Source organism: Streptomyces sp. NPDC060031, from assembly GCF_042736805.1.
Classification (GTDB): Bacteria; Actinomycetota; Actinomycetes; order Streptomycetales; family Streptomycetaceae; genus Streptomyces.
This window is the reverse complement of sequence record NZ_JBHWVM010000030.1, coordinates 1-18,667: the sequence shown is the minus strand read 5'-3', so window position 1 is coordinate 18,667 and position 18,667 is coordinate 1. Positions and strand designations below refer to the sequence as shown.

15 protein-coding genes and 1 pseudogene are annotated in these 18,667 nt (G+C 73.1%); 4 read left to right on the top strand and 12 right to left on the bottom strand.

The features are described from left to right. Positions 1 to 52 precede the first annotated feature (52 nt). The 10 genes and pseudogenes from ACFWB8_RS16060 to ACFWB8_RS16015 form a co-directional block, all read right to left on the bottom strand. Positions 53 to 2,368: a lantibiotic dehydratase gene (locus ACFWB8_RS16060; protein ID WP_385226401.1), complete on the bottom strand. Its 2,316-nt coding sequence runs from the start codon at positions 2,366 to 2,368 to the stop codon at positions 53 to 55. Positions 2,369 to 2,403: 35 nt separating this feature from the next. Next, positions 2,404 to 2,694, bottom strand: a complete 291-nt coding sequence (locus ACFWB8_RS16055) for a phosphopantetheine-binding protein (RefSeq protein WP_385226399.1) — start codon at positions 2,692 to 2,694, stop codon at positions 2,404 to 2,406. Continuing rightward, positions 2,691 to 3,695 carry a threonine/serine dehydratase gene (locus ACFWB8_RS16050; RefSeq protein ID WP_385226397.1) on the bottom strand — a complete coding sequence of 335 codons (1,005 nt, stop codon included), beginning with the start codon at positions 3,693 to 3,695 and terminating at the stop codon, positions 2,691 to 2,693. The genes ACFWB8_RS16055 and ACFWB8_RS16050 overlap by 4 nt, the downstream gene beginning before the upstream one ends. Beyond that, complete coding sequence (locus ACFWB8_RS16045; RefSeq protein ID WP_385226395.1) at positions 3,692 to 5,245, bottom strand: amino acid adenylation domain-containing protein; 1,554 nt, start codon at positions 5,243 to 5,245, stop codon at positions 3,692 to 3,694. Before ACFWB8_RS16045 ends, ACFWB8_RS16050 begins: the two co-directional genes overlap by 4 nt. Positions 5,246 to 5,247: 2 nt before the next feature. Continuing rightward, positions 5,248 to 7,581 carry a lantibiotic dehydratase gene (locus tag ACFWB8_RS16040; protein WP_385226393.1) on the bottom strand — a complete coding sequence of 778 codons (2,334 nt, stop codon included), beginning with the start codon at positions 7,579 to 7,581 and terminating at the stop codon, positions 5,248 to 5,250. Then, entirely contained in the window at positions 7,574 to 8,527 is a 954-nt protein-coding gene (locus ACFWB8_RS16035) for an ornithine carbamoyltransferase (RefSeq protein ID WP_385226391.1), read from the bottom strand. Before ACFWB8_RS16035 ends, ACFWB8_RS16040 begins: the two co-directional genes overlap by 8 nt. A gap of 80 nt (positions 8,528 to 8,607) precedes the next feature. Further along, on the bottom strand, positions 8,608 to 9,912 hold the full coding sequence (gene ectB, locus ACFWB8_RS16030) for a diaminobutyrate--2-oxoglutarate transaminase (RefSeq protein WP_385226389.1): 1,305 nt from the start codon (positions 9,910 to 9,912) through the stop codon (positions 8,608 to 8,610). Between the two features lie 262 nt (positions 9,913 to 10,174). Then, positions 10,175 to 10,870, bottom strand: coding sequence for a response regulator transcription factor (locus ACFWB8_RS16025; RefSeq protein WP_385226387.1), 696 nt, complete (start codon positions 10,868 to 10,870; stop codon positions 10,175 to 10,177). Then, the gene (locus ACFWB8_RS16020; RefSeq protein WP_385226385.1) at positions 10,867 to 11,496 is read right to left on the bottom strand and encodes a response regulator transcription factor; all 630 of its coding nucleotides are present in this window, start codon (positions 11,494 to 11,496) and stop codon (positions 10,867 to 10,869) included. Before ACFWB8_RS16020 ends, ACFWB8_RS16025 begins: the two co-directional genes overlap by 4 nt. Positions 11,497 to 11,983: 487 nt before the next feature. Then, positions 11,984 to 12,410, bottom strand: a pseudogene (locus ACFWB8_RS16015) (GTPase RsgA); the annotation flags it as partial. Between the two features lie 81 nt (positions 12,411 to 12,491). Here ACFWB8_RS16015 and ACFWB8_RS16010 point away from each other — a divergent pair. Continuing rightward, entirely contained in the window at positions 12,492 to 12,893 is a 402-nt protein-coding gene (locus tag ACFWB8_RS16010) for a VOC family protein (protein WP_385226383.1), read from the top strand. Here the strand turns inward: ACFWB8_RS16010 and ACFWB8_RS16005 are convergent. Then, positions 12,827 to 13,567 carry a helix-turn-helix domain-containing protein gene (locus tag ACFWB8_RS16005; protein WP_385226381.1) on the bottom strand — a complete coding sequence of 247 codons (741 nt, stop codon included), beginning with the start codon at positions 13,565 to 13,567 and terminating at the stop codon, positions 12,827 to 12,829. The two genes, ACFWB8_RS16010 and ACFWB8_RS16005, sit on opposite strands and share 67 nt — an antisense overlap. Before the next feature lie 88 nt (positions 13,568 to 13,655). Next, positions 13,656 to 14,771, bottom strand: coding sequence for a YihY/virulence factor BrkB family protein (locus ACFWB8_RS16000; RefSeq protein ID WP_385226379.1), 1,116 nt, complete (start codon positions 14,769 to 14,771; stop codon positions 13,656 to 13,658). 17 nt (positions 14,772 to 14,788) lie between these two features. Between ACFWB8_RS16000 and ACFWB8_RS15995 the strand changes: the two genes are divergently transcribed. The 3 genes from ACFWB8_RS15995 (at position 14,789) to ACFWB8_RS15985 (ending at position 18,603) form a co-directional block, all read left to right on the top strand. Beyond that, the gene (locus ACFWB8_RS15995) at positions 14,789 to 16,432 is read left to right on the top strand and encodes an acyl-CoA dehydrogenase family protein (RefSeq protein ID WP_385226377.1); all 1,644 of its coding nucleotides are present in this window, start codon (positions 14,789 to 14,791) and stop codon (positions 16,430 to 16,432) included. Between the two features lie 339 nt (positions 16,433 to 16,771). Continuing rightward, positions 16,772 to 18,034: a GAF domain-containing protein gene (locus tag ACFWB8_RS15990; protein WP_385226476.1), complete on the top strand. Its 1,263-nt coding sequence runs from the start codon at positions 16,772 to 16,774 to the stop codon at positions 18,032 to 18,034. 5 nt (positions 18,035 to 18,039) lie between these two features. Continuing rightward, the gene (locus ACFWB8_RS15985; protein ID WP_385226375.1) at positions 18,040 to 18,603 is read left to right on the top strand and encodes a GNAT family N-acetyltransferase; all 564 of its coding nucleotides are present in this window, start codon (positions 18,040 to 18,042) and stop codon (positions 18,601 to 18,603) included. The last annotated feature ends 64 nt before the right edge of the window (positions 18,604 to 18,667 follow it).

The window sequence follows — 18,667 nt, the reverse complement described above, 5'->3', positions numbered from 1 at the left end:
GGCGGGCCTCCCCCGTCCTGCCGGGAGCGGCCCGCCTTCTGTTGAAGGTCCGTCAGTCCTCGACCACCACGAAACGCAGCTCCGAGGTGTAGCGGTTGCCCTGCTCGTCGGTGAGCCAGGACTGCTCGGGGGTCGGGAGCATCTCGGTCAGGGTCAGCCGGCCCTCCGGGTCCTTGGTGGCCAGCCGGCGAACGGCCTTGGCGAAGAGGTTCACGTACGCGGGGCTCTCGAAGTCCACGAAGAACGGCCGGGGTTCGGACGGGGACACCACGAAGACGAACCTGGGCAGCTCCGCCCCCGCCCACCAGCGGCGGGCCCGGACGAAGCGGCGGGCCTCGCTCTTGTCCCTGGCGAACTCCAGGCCCGCGCCGGTGAAGCGCCAGGTCTCGCGGGCCAGCACCATCCGGTCCACCGTGACGCGCGGCGAGTGGTCGGCGTCCGGGAGCAGTCGGCAGAGGTCCATCACCAGGGTGGTCAGCGCGTGGCTGAACACGTCCAGCACGTCGAAGACCGCGCCATCGGGCAGCACCACGACCAGCCGGCCCTCGCGCCGCTCCACCGCGACGTCGGCGCTCAGTACCGTCCGGGGGCGGTGCGGGTCGGCGGTGTGGTCCAGCAGCGCGACGTAGTAGTCCTCGGGGCGCACCAGGAAGTGCCGGACGCGGGCGGAGAGCCGCGACTTGTGCTCCTTGGGCAGCAGCGGCATCAACCGGGGCCCGGGGTGGTCCCGGCCGGTCTGCGCGAACAGCTCTTCCGGCGCGGGGTGCTGGTTGACGAAGAGCGAGTTGCCGAGGGTGTTGGTGGCGACGTGCAGCTCGCCGAGCACCAGCTCGAACTCACCGCGCTCCGCCGCCGCCTCGTCCTCCGCCGCGATCATCACGTCCGGGCTGAGGTAGCGAGCCGCCGTCCAGCTCGCGCCCCGCTCGCCGAAGGCCTCCCGGACGCGGTCGGCGATGTCCGCCGAAGCCACCCGGAGCCGGCCGTCGGCTGCGGGCAGGCCCAGAATCCCGTCCCAGCGCCGCCAGAACTCGCCCTGGATCTCCGCCGCCCCGGTGACCGCGTCACCGTGCAGGATCGGCATGCAGGCGAACCAGAAGGCGGCCAGGTCGACCCGGCCGCCCTCGCCCGCCGCCTCGGCGAGCCGGTCGTAGACCTGTTCGGCCAGGCCCAGCACCTGGTCCGCCAGCCGGGAGGTCAGCCACAGCGCGCTGGTCATCAGCAGATCGAGCGGGGCCAGCGCCGCGAGCACCTCGGTGCCGACCCGGGCCGTCGCGGTGCGGACGCAGTCCGAGTAGACCAGGGCCCGGTTGGGTGCCGTGTTCTCGCTCTTCTCGCGCTGCGCGGCGGTGTCGGTCAGTTCGGCGAAGTCGCTCTCCAGCGCGGCGAGCGCCGCGCACAGCTCCTCGACGTCGTCCCCCACCGCCTGCACCCTGTCCCGGCCGCGCTCCAGGGCGCCGAGCAGATCGAGACCGTGCTGCCGGGGTGCCGGATCGCCGATACCCTCCAGCCAGGCCCGCAGGTACTGTTCGGGGTAGGTGGTGGCGGGGATTTCCAGGCGCCAGACGATCCACCGGCGCTTGACCAACTCTGCGAGTATGTCGGCGACTTGGTCGGGGCTCAGGTGGTCGGCGAGCTCCTGTCGGATGGCTCGGGCGGTGCGGGTGCCGTCGCAGCGGGTGAGTACCTGATGGATGTGCGGGGTGATCGGCTGCGGGGGGCGGCCGGGCAGGGTGACGCTCTGGGCGCCGTTCTGTTCGTCGATGCGGACGAACGGGACGCGGCGCGGGGCTGTCCATTCGCGCAGCGCCGGGTCGGTGTCGATGGTCTTGGCGAGCGCGTCCATCGACCAGCTGGAGAAGTAGACCCGGGACTGCGCGATCAGCCGCTCGCCAGGGTCGACCAGGATGCCGCGCTCGGCGGTGTCGATCCGACCCCAGCCGACCGGGCCGAAGAACCCGATGGTGTCGTTCTTCACGCAGAACCGCTGCCAGTAGTGCGCGATCAACTCCTCACGCTGGCGCGGCCCGCTGGTGCGGCCCGCCGCGGTGGGCTCCCAGCGGACGAACGGTGCGATCGCCCGGCCGAGCACGGCGCGGTTCTGCCAGGCCACCGCGGTCTGGAAGGCCGGCTGCGCCGCGATCTTCTGCAGCTCGCGGGCCGTGCCGACGGCGGCCTCGCCGAAGACCTCCTCGAAGGCCCTCCACCGTGGCCCCGCGAGGGCCTCCCGGGCGCCGAACTTGTCCGCCGCCACCGCCAGGCCCTCGGGCGTCAGCCGCAGCACCCCGGTCGCCGGGAAGCCCGCCCCTCGGAGCCCGAACTGCTCCCACACCTGCCACTTGTCACCGAACGGCACTGTTGTCCCGGTCATGGCCCGCTGCTCTCCCTTGCCTCCGGTCGGTGTCTTCAGAGCCGGTCGGCGTCTGCGATGTCTTTGAGGTCCGCGAGGTCCTCGGCGACGACCGTCGCGAGGTCTTCGGGCGACGGGTAGGTGAAGACCAGCGCCACGGCGACCTCGATGCCGATCGCCTCCTGCAGTCGGGCGGTGATCTGGAAGGCGCTGAGCGAGTCGCCGCCCGCATCGAAGAAGTCGCTGCTGGTGTCGAGACTCTCGTCGCCCAGTGTCTCGCGGTAGAAGGAGGCGATCAGCTCGGGGAGCGCCGCCGCATCGACCTTGGTCGCGTTCGTCATGGTCATGGTGACTCCTGGTCAGTGTGGTTGTCGGTGTGGTGCTCGGAGTGGATCTGGGGACGGTTCGCCGGGAGGATCCGGGCGGCCAGTGCGGCGGGTGTGTTGCCGCCGGAGACGATGACGGCGACCCGGCCGCCCCGCAGCGCCGGGCCGGCCGAGGCCAGCGCGCCCGCCAGCGCCACGCTGCCGGTCGGCTCGGCCTCGACGCCCGCGCGGTGCAGCAGCGCCATCGCGTGCGTGATCGCCTCGTCGGTGACGCCGATCATCTCGTCGACCCGCCGCTGGATGATCGGGTACGGGATCTCGCCCGGCCGCTGGCCGCGCAGCCCGTCGGCGACCGTCCGGCTCGGCGGCACCTCGACGGGGGCGCCCGCCGCGAGCGAGAGGGCGTAGCGCCTGGCGTCCACCGGCTCGACGCCGATGATCCGCACCTGTCTGGTCAGGGCGGAGGCGGCCAGGCAGACGCCCGCGAGCAGGCCGCCGCCGCCGGTCGGTACGTAGATCGCGTCGAGGTCCGGCGCGTCCTCGAAGACCTCCAGGCCCAAGGTGCCCTGACCGGCCACCACCAGCTCGTGGTCGGAGGACGGCACGAAGAGCGCCCCGTGGCGGCCGGAGAGCTCCCGGGCGTGCCGGTCGCGCTCGGCGACGCCGCCGTCCACCCGGACGACGTGTGCGCCGAGCGCGCGGATCACCCGCTCCTTAACCGCGCTGGCCCCGGCGGCCATCACGACGGTGACACCGACGCCCAGCGCGCCGCTCAGCCGGGCGACCGCGATCCCGTGGTTGCCGGACGAGCCGGTGACGATCTCGGTGGCGCTGTTCCCGACCATGGTGTTCGCGGCGCCCCGCAGCTTGAACGAGCCGCTGTGCTGCAGGTGTTCGGCCTTCAGTAGGAGGCCGGGCAGCGAACGCACCGTCAGCAGCGGGGTGCGGCGCACCTGGGCGGAGATCCGGTGGGCTGCCGCGAGCACGTCGTCGAGCCCGAGTCGGGTGCCCAGGCTGCTCATCGGGCCCCGTCCGCAGCCGTCGTGGCCGTCACGCCTGTCACGCCTGTCGCGGCGCGCGGCCCGAGCGCAGCCCGGTCGGCCTTGCCGGTGCCGGTGGTCGGGACGCGCTCGATCCGGTCGAACCGGCGCGGCATCATGTAGTGCGGCAGGCTCTCGGCCAGGTGCGCGCGCAGCACGGTGTCGGCGACCTCGGCCAGCCGGCCCGTGACATGGGCGACCAGGAAGACCCGGCCCCTGCCGTCGGTGTCGGCGGTGACCACCGCGCCGGTGACGGCGGGGTGGGTGAGCAGCGCGCCCTCGATCTCGGCCGGGTCCACCCGGTAGCCCCGGATCTTGATCTGCCGGTCGCTCCGGCCGAGGTACTCCAGGGTGCCGTCCGGCCGCCGCCTGGCCAGGTCGCCGGTGCGGTACATCCGGGCTCCGGGCGGCCCGGCCGGGTCGGGCCGGAAGCGGTCGGCGGTGTGCCCGGGCCGGCCGGCGTAGCCACGGGCCACGCCCACGCCGCCGATGTGGAGTTCACCGGCCTCCCCGTCCGGCACCGGCCGCAGCCCGGTGTCGAGCAGCTGGGCGGTCACCCCGTCGATGGGCGTGCCGACCGGGTCGGCCGCCGTCTCGGGGTCGGCCGGCACGTCGTACCGGGTCGAGGTCATGGTGCACTCGGTCGGGCCGTACTGGTTCACCAGCCTGCCGGTGAACGCCCGTCGGCCGCCTGCCGTGAGGAAGGGCCGCAGGGACTCCCCGCTCGAGACCACCAGCTTCACGCCGCGCAGCCGATCGGCGCTGCCCTCGTGCTGGGTGAGGAAGGTGAGGAAGGACGGGGTCGCGCTCAGCACGGTGTTGACGCGGAAGGTCCGTATCGTGGCCAGGAACTCCTCGGCCCGCAGCAGCGCGGAGCGCTCCACCAGGACGAGGCGCCCGCCGGCCGCCAGCGGGGCGAAGGTGTCCCGGATCGAGGCGTCGTAGCCGAGCGGGGCCAGCTGCACCGCGATGGTGCGCGGCCCCAACCCGTAGTCGCGGGCGACGAATCGCAGGTACGAGCTGAGGCCCCCGTGCTCGATCAGGACGGCGTTCGGTGTGCCCGTCGACCCCGAGGTGTGGCTGACGTAGGCCAGTGTGCGCGGCTCGACGGGCGGCAGGGGTGCGTCCGGTTCGCCGGCTGCCGGGTCGAGGCGGTCGATCAGGACGGCCGGGCCCTCGACGGGGAGGGCGAGCCGCTCTTCGAGGGCGCTGTCCGTCACCAGGAACGTGGCCCCCGCGCTCTCGACCATGGCGGCCAGGCGCGGGCCCGGCAGATCCACGTCGAGGGTGAGGAAGGCGCCGCCCGCGCGCGCCACGGCGGCCATCGCGACGACGGCCTGGACGCCGCGCTCGACGGCGACGGCGCAGACCGCCTCCGGGCCCACCCCGCGCCGGACCAGCGCCCTGGCCAACCGGTCGCTCCGGTCGAACAGTTCACCGTAGGAGACCACGCCGCCGGGGGTGACCAGGGCGGGGGCCAGCGGATCGCATGCGGCGTGCACGCCGATGTCGTCGACGAATGTGCTGTCCACGGTCAGACCCCGCCTTCCGGGCTCGCCGACCGGTCGACGGCCACGAAGCGCAGTTCCGAGGTGTAGCGGTTGCCCAAGTCGTCGGTGAGCCAGGCTTGTTCTGGGGTCGGTAGCATCTCCGAGACCGTCAGCCGGGCGTCCGGGTCCTTGGCCGCCAGTCGGCGGACGGCCTTGGCGAAGATGTTCACGTACACCGGGCTGTCGAAGTCCACGAAGAACGGCCGGGGTTCGGACGGCGACACCACGAAGACGTACCGGGGCAGCTCGTTCTCCTCGCGCCAGCGGCGGGCCCGGACGAAGCGGCGGGCCTCGCTCTTCTCTCTGGCGAACTCCAGCCCCGAGGCGGTGAATCGCCAGGTCTCCCGGGCCACCACCATCCGGTCCACGGTGACGCGCGGCGAGTGGTCGGCGTCGGCCCGCAAGGTGAAACGGTCCATCACCCGGTTGGTCAGCGCGTGGCTGAACACGTCCAGCACGTCGAAGACCGCGCCGTCGGGCAGGACCGTGGCCAGCCGGCCGTCCCGCTCCTCCACCAGCACATCGGCCGAGCACACCGTCCGGGGACGGAGCGGGTCGGCGGTGTGGTCGACCAGCGCGACGGAGTAGTCCTGGGGGCGCTCCAGGGCGGGACGGCTGCGCGGCGACCACTTGATCAGTGGGAGCTCCTTCGGCAGCATCGGCACCAGGCGCGGGCCGGGGAAGTCGGTGCAGGTCTCCTCGATCAGCTCCTGGCGGTCCGGGTGCTGCATCACGAAGAGCGAGGCGCCGAGGGTGTTCATGGCGACGTGCAACTCGCCGAGCACCAGCTCGAACTCGCCACGCCCGACGGCCGCCAGGTCCTGGGCGACGACCATCACGTCGGGGCTGATGTAGCGCGCCAGCGACCAGCCCCCACCGGGCTCGTCGAAGGCCTCCCGGACCTGGTCCGCGATCTCGGCCGAGGAGCGCCGGACCTGCCGGGCGCCGGGCGGGGCGTCGATGATCCGCGACCAGCGGGCACGCAACTCGGCCTGGATGCGGTCGATATCGGCGATCGACTCGCCGTGCGGCGCGGGCAGGCACTCGAACCAGAGCGAGCCGAGATCCACCACTTCCCGTTCGGTGCGCAGCCGGTGGAAGGCCTCGGTGATCCGGCCGCCGACGGTCTCGGCGAAGCGGTTGGTCATCCACCGGGCGCTGGTCAGGCAGAGCTCCAGCGGCGTGAGTTCGCCCAACACGGCGGTGCCGACCCGGGCCGTCGCGGAGCGGCGGCAGTCGGCGTAGACCAGGGCTCGGTTGGGCGCGGTGCGGGTGCTCTTCTCGCGCTGCGCGGCGGTGTCGGTCAGTTCGGCGAAGTCGCTCTCCAGCGCGGCGAGCGCCGCGCACAGCTCGTCGGCGTCCCGGCCCGCCGCGTGCACGCGGTCGCGGCCGCGCTCCAGCACCAGCAGCTTGGCCAGGGCCGGCTCGCGCACGGCGGGGTCGCCGACGCGCTCCAGCGCCGAGCGCAGGTACTGCTCGGGGTAGGTGGTGGCGGGGATCTCCAGGCGCCAGACGATCCACCGGCGCTTGACCAACTCCTTGAGTATGGCGGTGACTTGTTCCGGACCCAGGTGGTCGGCGAGCTCCTGCCGGATGGCTCGGGCGGTGCGGGTGCCGTCGCAGCGGGTGAGTACCTGATGGATGGGCGGGGTGATCGGCTGCGAGGGGCGGCCGGGCAGGGTGACGCTCTGTCCGTCGCCCTGTGTGTCGATGCGGACGAACGGGACGCGGCGCGGGGCTGTCCAGTCTCGCAGCGCCGGGTCGGTGTCGATGGTCTTGGCGAGCGCATCCATCGACCAGCTGGAGAAGTACACCTCGGACTGTGCGATCAGGCCCTCGCCGGGATCGACCAGGATGCCGCGCTCGGCGGTGTCGATCCGACCCCAGCCGACCGGGCCGAAGAACCCGATGGTGTCGTTCTTCACGCAGAACCGCTGCCAGTAGTGCGCCACCAACTCCTCACGCTGGCGCGGCATGCTGGTGCGGCCCGCCGCACTGGGCGTCCAGGCCAGGAAGGGAGCGATCCCGGTGCGCAGCACGGCCCGGTTCTGCCAGGCCACCGCGGCGCGGAAGGCCGGCTGCGCCGCGATCTGCTGCAGCTCGCGGGCCGTCCCGACGGCGGCCTCGCCGAACGCCTCCTCGAATCCCTCCCACTGCGGTCCCGTGAGGGCCTCCCGGGCGCCGAACTTGTCCGCCGCCACCGCCAGGCCCTCCGGCGCCAGCCGCAGCACCCCGGCCGCCGGGAAGCCGGGCCCGCGGAGCGCGAAGTGGCTCCAGAGCCGCCACCCGCCACCGGGCAGAAGTACGGTCTCAGACATCGACGGACCCCCGGCGTGAGCCGCCCGCGCACCACTCCAGGACGGCCCGCGCGCTGTGGTACTTGTTCTCGGCCTGCTCGAACGCGATGCTCGTGGGCCCGTCCAGCACCTCGGCGGTCACCTCGTCGCCCCGGTGCGCGGGCAGGTCGTGCATGAACACGGCGTCGGGGCTGCCCGCCATCACCGCCTCGTCCACCTGGAACGGTGCGAAGACGCTGCGCCAGTCGGGGTCGGCCTTGGCCGTCCCCGTGGTCTGCCACCGGGTGGTGTAGACCACATCGACGGTGGGCAGGCCGGTCATGTCGTGCCGCTGGTCGACCGTCGCCCCACTGCTCTTGGCGGCCACCGCCGCGCGGTCCAGGAAGCGCTGCTCCACGCCGTAGCCGGGCGGTGTCCGCAAGTGCAGCGTGGTGTTGCGGTACCGGGAGAGCGCGAGGGTGAGGGCGGATGCGGTGTTGTTGCCCTCGCCGACGTAGAGCACCCGCAGGCCCTCGATCCGCCCGAACCGGCCCTGCAGCGTGGTGAGATCGGCGAGCGCCTGGGTCGGGTGCTCGGCGGCGCTCATCGCGTTGACCACGGCCATCCGCTGCTGGGAGGCGAAGGCGCGCAGCTCGGCCTCGCTGCCGGCCGTCCTGGCCACCAGGACGTCGAGCATCCGGGAGAGCACCTCGGCGGTGTCCTCGACGGTCTCACCAGTGTTCTCCTGGAGATCCCCCGGGCCGTAGCTGATCAGCTGTCCGCCGAGGCGCAGCGCGCCGGCCGAGAAGGCCGTCCGGGTGCGGGTGGAGGTCTTGCGGAAGAGAACGCCGACGACGGCGTCCCGCAGCGGGCGGGCGTCCTCGCACCGGCCGGAAGCGTACTCGACGCCCCGCTGCACGATCCCGTGCATGTCCTCGTAGCTGAGGTCGTCGATGGAGATCAGGTGGCGGCGTGGCGGGTGGGGCATCGGATCCTCCTCGGTTCTGTGACTCACGTCCCTGGCCGCAGTCCCTGACTGCGGTGCGGCTATCGGCGCCGTCCAGGCCCTCAGGGCGCCAGCAGTGCCTGCCGGAGCACATCGAGGCCGCGGTCGAAACGGGCGGTGTCGATGGTCAGCGGTGGCAGCAGCTTGATGACCTCGTCGTGGCGGCCGCAGAGCTCGACGATCAGTCCGTGCTCGAAGGCGTACCGCTGGACGCGGTCGGCGCGCTCCGCTCCGCCGGCTCCGGCGGTGTCGATCCCCAGCGCCATGCCCCTGCCGCGCACCTTCAAGGCCGGGTCGACGGTCGCGAGTTCGGTGCGGAACCGGTCGAGGCGGGCCGAGGCGGCGGCCAGACCGGCGTGGAAGGTGTCCTGTCGCCACAGCTCGCAGGCCGCGGTGGCGGCCACGAAGGCCAGCTGGTTGCCACGGAAGGTGCCGGTGTGCTCACCGGGTTCCCAGACGTCCAAATCCCGGCGGAACAAGGTGAGGGAGAGCGGCAGGCCGTACCCGCCGATGGACTTCGAGAGGGTCACGATGTCCGGGGTGATACCGGATTCCTCGAAGCAGAAGAAGGTGCCGGTGCGCCCGCAGCCCGACTGGATCTCGTCGAGGATCAGCAGAATTCCATGACGCTCAGTCAACTCCCGCAGCCCGCGCAGCCACTCGGCCGACGCCGGGTAGACGCCGCCCTCCATCTGCATCGGCTCCACGATCACCGCGGCGGGCACCTCCACCCCCGAGGACGGGTCGGCGAGCAGCCGCTCGATGTACCCGAGCGAGTCGAACCCGCCCTGCGGGCCGTCCTCGTACGGTACGAAGGTGACGTCCTGCCCGCTCACCCCGCCGGCCCGGCGGGCCCGCCGGCTGCCGGTCACCGCGAGCGAGCCGCGCGACATACCGTGGTACGCGCCGGTGAACGCGATCACGCCGGAGCGGCCGGTCGCCTTGCGGGCGAGCTTGAGCGCGGCCTCCACGGAGTCGGTGCCGGTCGGGCCGACGAACTGCACCTTGTAGTCCAACCCGCGTGGTCGCAGGACCACTTCGGCGAAGGCAGTGAGGAACTGGCGCTTGGCCACGGTGTACATGTCGAGGCCGTGGGTGATGCCGTCGGCGGCCAGGTACTCGGCGAGCCTGCCCTTGATGAAGTCGTTGTTGTGTCCGTAGTTGAGGGTTCCGGCGCCGCAGAAGAAGTCCAGGAAGGTCCGTCCGTCCTCGGTGTACAGCTCCGCGCCCTTCGCCCGCTCGAAGACCACGGGGAACTTGCGGCAGTACATCCGCACCTCCGACTCCAGCTCCTCGAAGACCTTGAAGTCGGCGTTCTCGTCCGGCTCGTGAAGGGGGACGGTCGGTCCGTCCGCGGCGATGGTCATCCGGTGTCCTCTCGGCTTACGGTGATCCCGCGGCCGACCGTTGCGCACCGGTTCGTCTCCACGGATCGAGAAACGCCGCGCGGCCTGACGGACGCGGGCAGAAGTCAGGGTGCCGACCGGAGAATGGCCGGCGCCAGGGAAGGAGCGGCAGGCGTCGATCGCCTGGCCTGCTGCGCGTTTGTCTCTGCCCTCCGCCCGGCCCGGCCGGGCAGGCTGGGGCCGTGCGGGGCAGCGGGGCTTCAGAGCGGTGGGGTCGCGGAGTTCAGATCAGACCGGTCCGGACGGCGTGGGCCACCGCGTGGGCCCGATTGCGGACCTGGAGCCGGGCCATCAGCTCGTAGATGACGTTCTTCACGGTGTGTTCCGAGCAGACGAGGGAGCGGGCGATCGCCGCGTTGCCGTGCCCCTCGGCCATCAGCGTGAGCACCTCGGTCTGCCGGGAGGTCAGCCGCGAGGTGGCCGGCCCCCGCCTCGGCTGCGCACCAGGGTGGGGCGGGCCGGTCACGGCCGAGTCGTTGAGCACCGAGTCGTTGAGCACCGAGCTGTTGAGCACCAAGCCGTTGAGCAGTCGGGCCAGCACGCTGTGCGGCAGCCGACCTTCGTCCTGGTGGGCGGAGTGCACGGCGGCCACCAGGCGTGAAGGTGTCGCCTCGGCGGAGTGCAGCATCGCCCGGGCACCGGCCCGCACCGCCCGCAGGACGCCGTTGTGCGACAGCACGTCGGCCACCACCAGCAGCCGGCGGCCGTCGGACCACAGGCCCGGCAGGCAGGCGTCGATCGCTTCGTCCACCGTGCCCCCTGCCGCCACCAGCACCGCGCCGGGCGCCCGGTCGGGCTCGCCCACCGGTGCGATCCCGGCGTGCCGCAGCTTCGCCACCACGGCGTCCCGGAGGGTCGAGTCGCTCGCGTTGACGTGCACCCGCAGCCGCTCCCGTATCAACGTCCCGGTGCCCGTCACAGCAGGCCCGCCCGGAGGGCGTACGCCACCGCGTGGGCCCGGTTTCGGAGCCGGAAGCGCTGGGTGATGTCGTGCACCACGGTCGTCACGGTGCGGGGTGAGTAGGACAGTTCGCGGGCGATCTCGCCGGTCTCCCGGCCCTCGGCGACCAGCCGCAGCACCGCACGCTCACGGTCGTTCAGGCCCGAGCCCGCCCAGCGGGCGGGGGCGGCGTCGGCGGGGGTGGCGCGGACGCCGACGCCCTGTTCGAGCAGGCCGTCCAGCAGGCCGGGTGGCACGGTGCAGTCGCCCCCGGCGGCGGCGAGCACCGTCCGCGCCAGCCTGTCGGGGCTGGCCTCGCTACGGCGGAGCAGGCCGCGGGCGCCCGCCGCGATGGCATGCATCGCCTCGGCGGGGGTCAGATCAGTGGCCACCAGGACGATCTCGGGCCGGTGCGCCGCGCTCCGCGTCGCCCGGACGATGTCGAGCACCTGTTCCGTCACCCGGTCGACGATCACCACGGCGACCTCGGCCTGCTCGCCCGGCAGGATCACCGTGACATCGCCGTTGCTGAGCAAGGTGCTCCTCGTGCCGGCTTCCAGCACCGGATCCAGAGCGGCGATGCTGACTCGCACGGGCTCACCCATAGGGGTACCTCCTGGGGTTGGTATACGACGAACCTCTCGCCCCAGCAGCATGGCCGGGCCGCCCGCCCACCCACATCGGGTACCGGCCCCCACATTCCCGTCACACCGTCTCCGAAGACCCTTCACACGCAGGCGGGCGCCCCCCGCCCGTCCCGCCCGGGGCCCACCCGGCGGGCCCCGGCCCCACAACTCGGCCCGACCACCCGGCTGCCGGGATACCCCCGTTCCCCCTGGTCACCCTGGCCGGGTCGCCGTCCCGGCCGCACCCACACGCCCGGCTGGAGCCGGACTCGACAGAGTACGACCGAGAATATGGGGGCAACCTCCCCATACGGCACCGGCTCACCACCCGGCCCCGCCGGTGAGCCCGTGACCCCTGGTACGGGTGTCGCCTGGAGCGTCCCCAGAGCTGACCTTCCTCGAGCCGGTCGCGGGGACACAAGGGATAGATCTTCAGGCATACCGGCAGCAGGCGGAGCTAGGCACCCTCCCACGCCAGTGCCAGGAACCGCTCGATGCGCCCCAGGTCCAGCTCCACCGCCAGGGAGACGGCGGTGATCGCGTGGTCGACGTTGGCGGCGAGGATCTGCCCCTCGGACCGCTGCGAGGAGGTGGACCGTACGAAGGCGGTCCGGCGCGGCAGGTACGCCTTCACGTACCGCGGGTTGCCGGCCGTCTCGACGGCCGCCCAGTCACCCGTGCAGATGACCCGCAGCGGGTCGTGCGGGGTGACGAAGGCGGTGTCGGCCCGGACGGTACCGTCCGCCGTCATGACGTCGCACTGGCCGCGGTCGACCCGTACGACCCGGCCGGGCACCGGGCCCCTGCTCGGCGTACGGGGTGAACTCCGCCGCCCACGCGTCGTCCCAGCCGAAGGGGGTGAGAGGGGAGGGGGAAACAGAAGAGAGACTCAAGGGGAACCCTTCACACGCGCCCCTGGTGTCGTGTCCGTTTCGTTCAAGACCGTCGGCCGTCCCCGCTCCTAACCTGACGGCATGACTCCCCGACTCGACATGATCGGCCTGGTCGTCTCCGACATGGCCGCCTCGCTCGCCTTCTACCGCCGCCTCGGGCTGGACGTCCCGGCCGACGCCGCCGACCAGCCGCACGTGGAGGCGGACCTGCCCGGGGGTCTGCGGATCGCCTGGGACACCGAGGACACCATCCGCTCCATCGACCCGTCCTGGACCCGCCCGGACGGCCACAGCAGCCGCCGGGAGCTGGCCTTCCTGTGCGATTCCCCGGCCGAGGTGGACGCCCTGTACGCCGAGCTCACCGCCGCGGGCCACCCCGGCCACCTGAAGCCGTGGGACGCCTTCTGGGGCCAGCGCTACGCCGTCGTCCTGGACCCGGACGGCTGCGGGGTCTCGCTGTTCGCCGCGCTCGCCGCCGCGTAGGCCCCCGGCGTGGTCCCGGCCAGCGCCCGTACCTCGCGGGTGTAGTGGGCCTGGTCGGCGTACCCGGCGCGGTGCGCGACCTCCGCCTGGGGCAGCCCGCGCCGGGCCAGCGCCAGCGCCCGCTGGAGCCGCAGCACCCGCCCGAGCGTGCGCGGGCCGTACCCGAACGCGTCGAGCGAGCGCCGGTGCAGTTGGCGCTCGCCGAGCCCGACCGCCGCCGCGACGGCGGCGACCGGCTCCCCCGCGCCGAGCCGGGCCGCCACCTCCGCGGCCAGCGGGTCGGGCGGTCCGCTCAGGGCGGCGCGGGCGAGGGCCAGCTGCTCCAGTGCCGCGCACGGGTCCCCGTACGAGGCGATCCGCTCGGCGAGGCGCCGCACCTCGGGTCCGGGCCACAGGTCGGCCAGGTCCACCCGCCGGTCGCGCAGTTCCCGGGCCGGTACGCCGAGCAGCGCGGGCGCGGTGCCGGGGGCGAGGCGCAGTCCGGCGAAGGCGGAGCCCGCCACTTCCCCGGCGCGGTGCGGCCCGGTGTCGGGGCCCGCGACGAGCAGCCGCCCGTCGGCCCACAGCAGGTCCATGCACCCGTCGGGCAGCACCGCGGCGCCGCCCGCTCCGGCGGCGCGCCACAGCACGGCCCCGGGGACCAGGCGCGAGCGGTGTTCCTCGTACACGGACATCACGCTACGCCGCCGGAGCGCGGCCCGCGCCGGTGCTTGCGTCCGTGCCGGCGTCCGTGCTCGCGTCCGTGCTTGTCCAGGGCCCGAGTCAGTGCTTGCGCAGGCGCGAGTGGTAGTCCTCGGGCGGCAGGAAGTTCGACCAGCGTTCGGGGAACTCCGAGGGCATGCCGCCGTCCTCGTCGTCCTCCGACTCTCCCTCGGCCAGGGCCCGCCAGGCGGCTGCCCGGGCGATGAGCCGGGCGGCCTCGGCCTCGCGGACGCGTTCGTTCGCCTCGCGCGCCGCAGCCGTGGCCACCGAAGGCCAGACGCGGTCGATGGCGGCGTTGACGGCCGCGCCGACGAGGACCGCGAAGGCCGAGATGCCGATCCACAGCAGGACGGCCACCGGCGCGGCGAGGGAGCCGTAGATCGTCGGCCCCTCCACGGTGTTGGTGAGGTAGATCCGCAGCAGGAACGAGCCCACCACCCACATCGCCAGGGCCACCAGCGCGCCGGGCACGTCCTCGATCCACGGCGAGCGCACGGGGACGGAGACGTGGTAGAGCGTCGTCAGGAAGGCGATGGAGAGCAGGGTGACGGTGGGCCAGTACAGCACCGCGATCACTTCCGTGCCCCAGGGCACCATCCGCACCACCGCGTCCGGGCCGACCACCATGAGCGGCAGCACGATCGCGCCGATCAGCAGGGCGGCCACGTACAGCAGGAAGGCCAGCAGCCGGGTCTTGACGATGCCGCGCTGGCCGTCGAGCCCGTACATGACGGTGATGGTGTCGATGAAGACGTTGACCGCGCGCGAGCCGGACCACAGGGCGAAGGCGAAGCCGAGCGAGATCAGGTCGGGGCGGCCGCGGCCGGTGACGTCGTCCAGCATGGGGCGGGCGATGTCGTTGACGCCCCGGTCGGACAGGACGGTGCCGACCGCGCGCAGGATGTTCTCCTCGATGCTGGCCACGGACTGGGTGTTCGTCCAGCCGTCGACGTAGCCGAGCAGGCCCAGGAGGCCGAGGAAGAGCGGCGGGAGCGAGAGCAGTGTGAAGAAGGCCGCCTCCGCCGCGAGCCCGAGGATCCGGTACTCGATGCACGAGTTCACGGTGTCCTTCAGGAGCAGCCACGCCATCTTGCGCTTGGAGACGTTGCGATAGAGGGCCCGTGCCCGGTGGAGCCGACCTGGGATCCGCTCGGGTGTTTCTTTTGCTGGCTGCACGTCCTTACGGTATCCGCATGGCAGCCACCACCCACACAGTCAGCAACCAGGCCCCTCCCCTGGTGGGCTATGACGTATACGGCAGCGACCGGGTCCTGAGCGAGGGCGTCGAGCGGCACCTCGCGGACGCGGACCCCGAACTCCTGGACAGCGCGAGGGAGGAGCTCGGCGACCTCGGGCGGGCGGCGGGCTCCGCGCAGGCCCAGCTGTGGGGTACGCAGGCGAACGAGAATCCGCCCGAGCTGCGGACGCACGACCGCTACGGCAACCGGATCGACGAGGTGGAGTTCCACCCGGCCTGGCACCGGCTGCTGGGGCAGGCCGTGTCCGCCGGGCTCACCGACGCGTGGGGCCGGCCGGCCGGACACCTGCGCCGCGCGGCCGGGTTCTTCGTGTGGTCGCAGGCGGAGGCGGGGCACGGCTGCCCGGTCTCGATGACGCACGCGGCGGTGCCCGCGCTGCGGACGGATCCGGAGCTGGCCGCCGAATGGGAGCCGCGGCTGACCTCGCACGTGTACGAGGAGGGCCTGCGGCCGGCCGGTCAGAAGGCCGGGGTGCTGTTCGGCATGGGGATGACGGAGAAGCAGGGCGGCAGCGACGTACGGGCGAACACGACGGCGGCCGTGCCGTTGGACGCCTCGGGCGAGTACCTGCTGACGGGTCACAAGTGGTTCTGTTCGGCGCCGATGTCGGACGGGTTCCTGGTGCTGGCGCAGGCGCCCGGCGGGTTGACGTGCTTCCTGGTGCCGAGGGTGCTGCCGGACGGGACGCGCAACGTGTTCGCGATCCAGCGGCTGAAGGACAAGCTGGGCAACAAGTCGAACGCTTCGAGCGAGGTGGAGTTCGACGGGACGTGGGCGCGTCGGGTGGGCGAGGAGGGCCGCGGGGTGCGGACCATCATCGAGATGGTCGCGGCGACCCGGCTGGACTGCGTGATCGGTTCGGCCTCGCTGATGCGGCAGGCGCTGACGCAGGCCGTGCACCATGCGGAGCACCGCTCTGCTTTCGGAGCACCGCTCATCGACCAGCCGCTGATGCGCAACGTGCTGGCCGACCTCGCCCTGGAATCGGAGGCGGCCACCACGCTGACCCTGCGCCTGGCGGCCGCGTACGACGCCGGAACCGAGCAGGAGAAGGCCTTCCTGCGCATCGCGGTGCCCGCGGCGAAGTACTGGGTGACCAAGCGCTGTACGCCGATGGTGGCGGAGGCCCTGGAATGTCTGGGCGGCAACGGCTACGTCGAGGAGTCCGGGCTGCCCAGACTGCTGCGCGAATCCCCGCTGAACTCCATCTGGGAGGGCTCGGGCAACGTCCAGGCCCTGGACGTCCTGCGGGCCCTCCAGCGGGAGCCGCAGGCTCTGAACGCGTTCCTCCAGGAGGTCGGGCAGGCCCGGGGCGCCGACCACCGGCTGGATTCGGCCATCAAGAACCTGCTGACCGAGCTCGCCGACCTGGAGGGCATCGAGGCGCGGGCCCGCCGGGTCGTGGAGCGCATGGCGCTGGTCCTGCAGGGCTCGCTGCTGGTGCGCTGGGCCCCGCCGGAGGTGGCGGACGCGTTCTGCGCGTCCCGGCTGGGCGGTGACTGGGGCGCGGCCTTCGGCACGCTGCCGCACAGTCTCGATCTGGGGGCGGTGGTGGAACGGGCGCGGATCCCGGGCTAGCGGAAGTCCCCAAACCGCCCCGAGCCCAGATCCGGACCCGCTGACCTGGAGCAGAGGTGGCGCCGCGCCGACTCGGCACCACCCCTGATCCGAGAAGCCCCGAGGAGGAGCTGTCACGCCGCTCAGCGGCGTCCGGACAGTTTCGGTCGAGCGACCGGGACTTGGCGAGAGTTGCATACCGTTGCAACCTGTGAGTCGACAGCCGCCCGCCGGACGTGCCGGGGGAAGCGGCGCGAGCGGACCGCCCGGGCGGCAACCGTCGTAGGTCCTGTTCCACACGGGGAGGTTCCGGTGGCCAACACCGCAGGCAGCGCGGTCGATGTGGCGCGCATCTCGGCCATGGACGCGCGGGATGCCGCGCGCCTGCTCAAGGGAGTACGGGCGGCCGCGCTGGGCGGCGGCCGGCCGCCGGCGGCCCCCCGGCCGGAGATCGCCGAGTCCTGGCGCCGGATGCTGGCCGGCGGGGTGCACCCGGACCGCGACGCGCGCTCCCGGGTGCTGTCCGCCGCCGAGACGGAGGAGCGGCGCCAGACCTCGCCGCTGCGCGAGATCCTGCCGGTGCTGCGCGAGGGGCTGCTGCCCGAGCTGGACGACGCGCTCCACATCATGGTCGTCGCCGACGCGGAGGGCCGGCTGCTGTGGCGGGAGGGCCACACCTCGATCCTGCGCAAGGCGGACCGGCTCGGCTTCGCGGTGGGCGCCGACTGGGACGAGGCCGTGGTCGGCACGAACGGGGTCGGCACCGCCCTGGTGGCCCGGCGGCCGGTCCAGGTGTTCTCGGCGGAGCACTTCGTCTCCAGCCACCACGACTGGACCTGCGCGGGGGCTCCCGTACGGGACCCCAGGGACGGGCAGCTGCTGGGGGTGGTCGACGTCAGCGGGCCGCTGGCCACCATGCACCCGGCGACGCTGGCGTGGGTGAGCTCGGTGGCCCGGCTCGCCGAGCGGGAGCTGCGGGTGCGGCACCTGGAGTCGCTGGAGCGGCTGCGGTCCATGGCGGCGCCGCTGCTGGCCCGGATCCCGGGGCGGGCCGTGGCCGTGGACGCGAACGGCTGGACCGCGGCCGTGACGGGGCTGGCGCCCGCGGACCGGATCCCGCTGCCGAAGTCCTTCGGGCCGGGCCGGGTGTGGGTCCCGCAGCTCGGCGACTGCGTGGCGGAGCCGCTGCCGGGCGGGTGGCTGCTGAGCGTCACCGGTGAGCGCCGGGACGCGGCGGCCGCGCGGGTCGTACTCGACCTCAGCCGGGCCGGGTCCTGCTCGGCGACGGTCCACGGGGCCTCGGGCAGCTGGTCGCAGGAGCTGAGCCCGCGCCATGCGGAGCTGCTGTTCCTGCTGGCGGAGTCCCCGCGGGGGCGGTCGGCCGCGGAGCTCTCCGCGGAGCTGTTCGGCGACCCGACGCGGACGGTGACGGTGCGGGCGGAGCTGTCGCGGGTACGGCGCCACCTGGCCGGGGTGCTGACGCACCGGCCGTACCGCTTCGCGGGGGACGTGGAGGTGGAGCTGATCCGCCCCGAGGACCCGGCGGCGCTGCTCCCCCACTCCACGGCGCCCGCGGTGATCAGGGCCCGCCTGAGCCGGACGGGACCCGGCGTGATTCCCTGAACCGCATGAGCACCATCACCCTCACCACCTGGTCCCTGGAAATGACCTCGCCGCAGGACCTGGTTCCGGCGGCCGTTCCCGGCCCGGAGGTCACCGTCGCCCGGGCGGAGGTCCCCTCCCCCGAATTCAGCCGCTTCCTCTATGCCTCGGTGGGCGGCGACATCCACTGGACGGACCGGCTGTCCCTGACCCGCGCGCAGTGGGTGGAGCAGCTGGGGCGGCCGGGTGTGGAGACGTGGGTGGCGTACGACCGGGGGACGCCGGCCGGGTACGTGGAATTCGACCCGCAGCCGGACGGCGTGGTGGAGATCATGTACTTCGGCCTGCTGCCGGACTTCCGGGGGCGGCGGATCGGCGGGCACCTGCTGTCGGTGGGCATCGCCCGGGCCTGGTCCCTCGCGGAGCGCTGGCCGGAGCTGGAGCCGACCCGGCGGGTCTGGCTCCACACGTGCAGCCAGGACGGCCCGACGGCGATGGACAACTACCTCCGCCGCGGCTTCAAGCTCTTCCACACGGAAACGGAGCCCAAGGAAGACACCCCGACCCCGGGCCCGTGGCCGGGCGCGTAGCCCCTCGGGGGAGGTCCACGGACCCGCGTGCGCGGCGCCGCTGCCGGGGCTCCGCCCCCGACCC

Excerpts from the sequence above, each read along its gene's own strand:
- ACFWB8_RS15985 (WP_385226375.1), top strand. The coding sequence starts at position 18,040 with ATGAGCACCATCACCCTCACCACCTGGTCCCTGGAAATGACCTCGCCG.
- ACFWB8_RS16020 (WP_385226385.1), bottom strand. The coding sequence starts at position 11,496 with ATGGGTGAGCCCGTGCGAGTCAGCATCGCCGCTCTGGATCCGGTGCTG.
- ACFWB8_RS16040 (WP_385226393.1), bottom strand. The coding sequence starts at position 7,581 with ATGTCTGAGACCGTACTTCTGCCCGGTGGCGGGTGGCGGCTCTGGAGC.
- ACFWB8_RS15995 (WP_385226377.1), top strand. The coding sequence starts at position 14,789 with ATGGCAGCCACCACCCACACAGTCAGCAACCAGGCCCCTCCCCTGGTG.
- ACFWB8_RS16005 (WP_385226381.1), bottom strand. The coding sequence starts at position 13,567 with ATGTCCGTGTACGAGGAACACCGCTCGCGCCTGGTCCCCGGGGCCGTG.
- ACFWB8_RS16055 (WP_385226399.1), bottom strand. The coding sequence starts at position 2,694 with ATGACCATGACGAACGCGACCAAGGTCGATGCGGCGGCGCTCCCCGAG.
- ACFWB8_RS16035 (WP_385226391.1), bottom strand. The coding sequence starts at position 8,527 with ATGCCCCACCCGCCACGCCGCCACCTGATCTCCATCGACGACCTCAGC.
- ACFWB8_RS16010 (WP_385226383.1), top strand. The coding sequence starts at position 12,492 with ATGACTCCCCGACTCGACATGATCGGCCTGGTCGTCTCCGACATGGCC.
- ACFWB8_RS16050 (WP_385226397.1), bottom strand. The coding sequence starts at position 3,695 with ATGAGCAGCCTGGGCACCCGACTCGGGCTCGACGACGTGCTCGCGGCA.
- ectB (WP_385226389.1), bottom strand. The coding sequence starts at position 9,912 with ATGACCATCGCCGCGGACGGACCGACCGTCCCCCTTCACGAGCCGGAC.
- ACFWB8_RS16060 (WP_385226401.1), bottom strand. The coding sequence starts at position 2,368 with ATGACCGGGACAACAGTGCCGTTCGGTGACAAGTGGCAGGTGTGGGAG.
- ACFWB8_RS15990 (WP_385226476.1), top strand. The coding sequence starts at position 16,772 with ATGGACGCGCGGGATGCCGCGCGCCTGCTCAAGGGAGTACGGGCGGCC.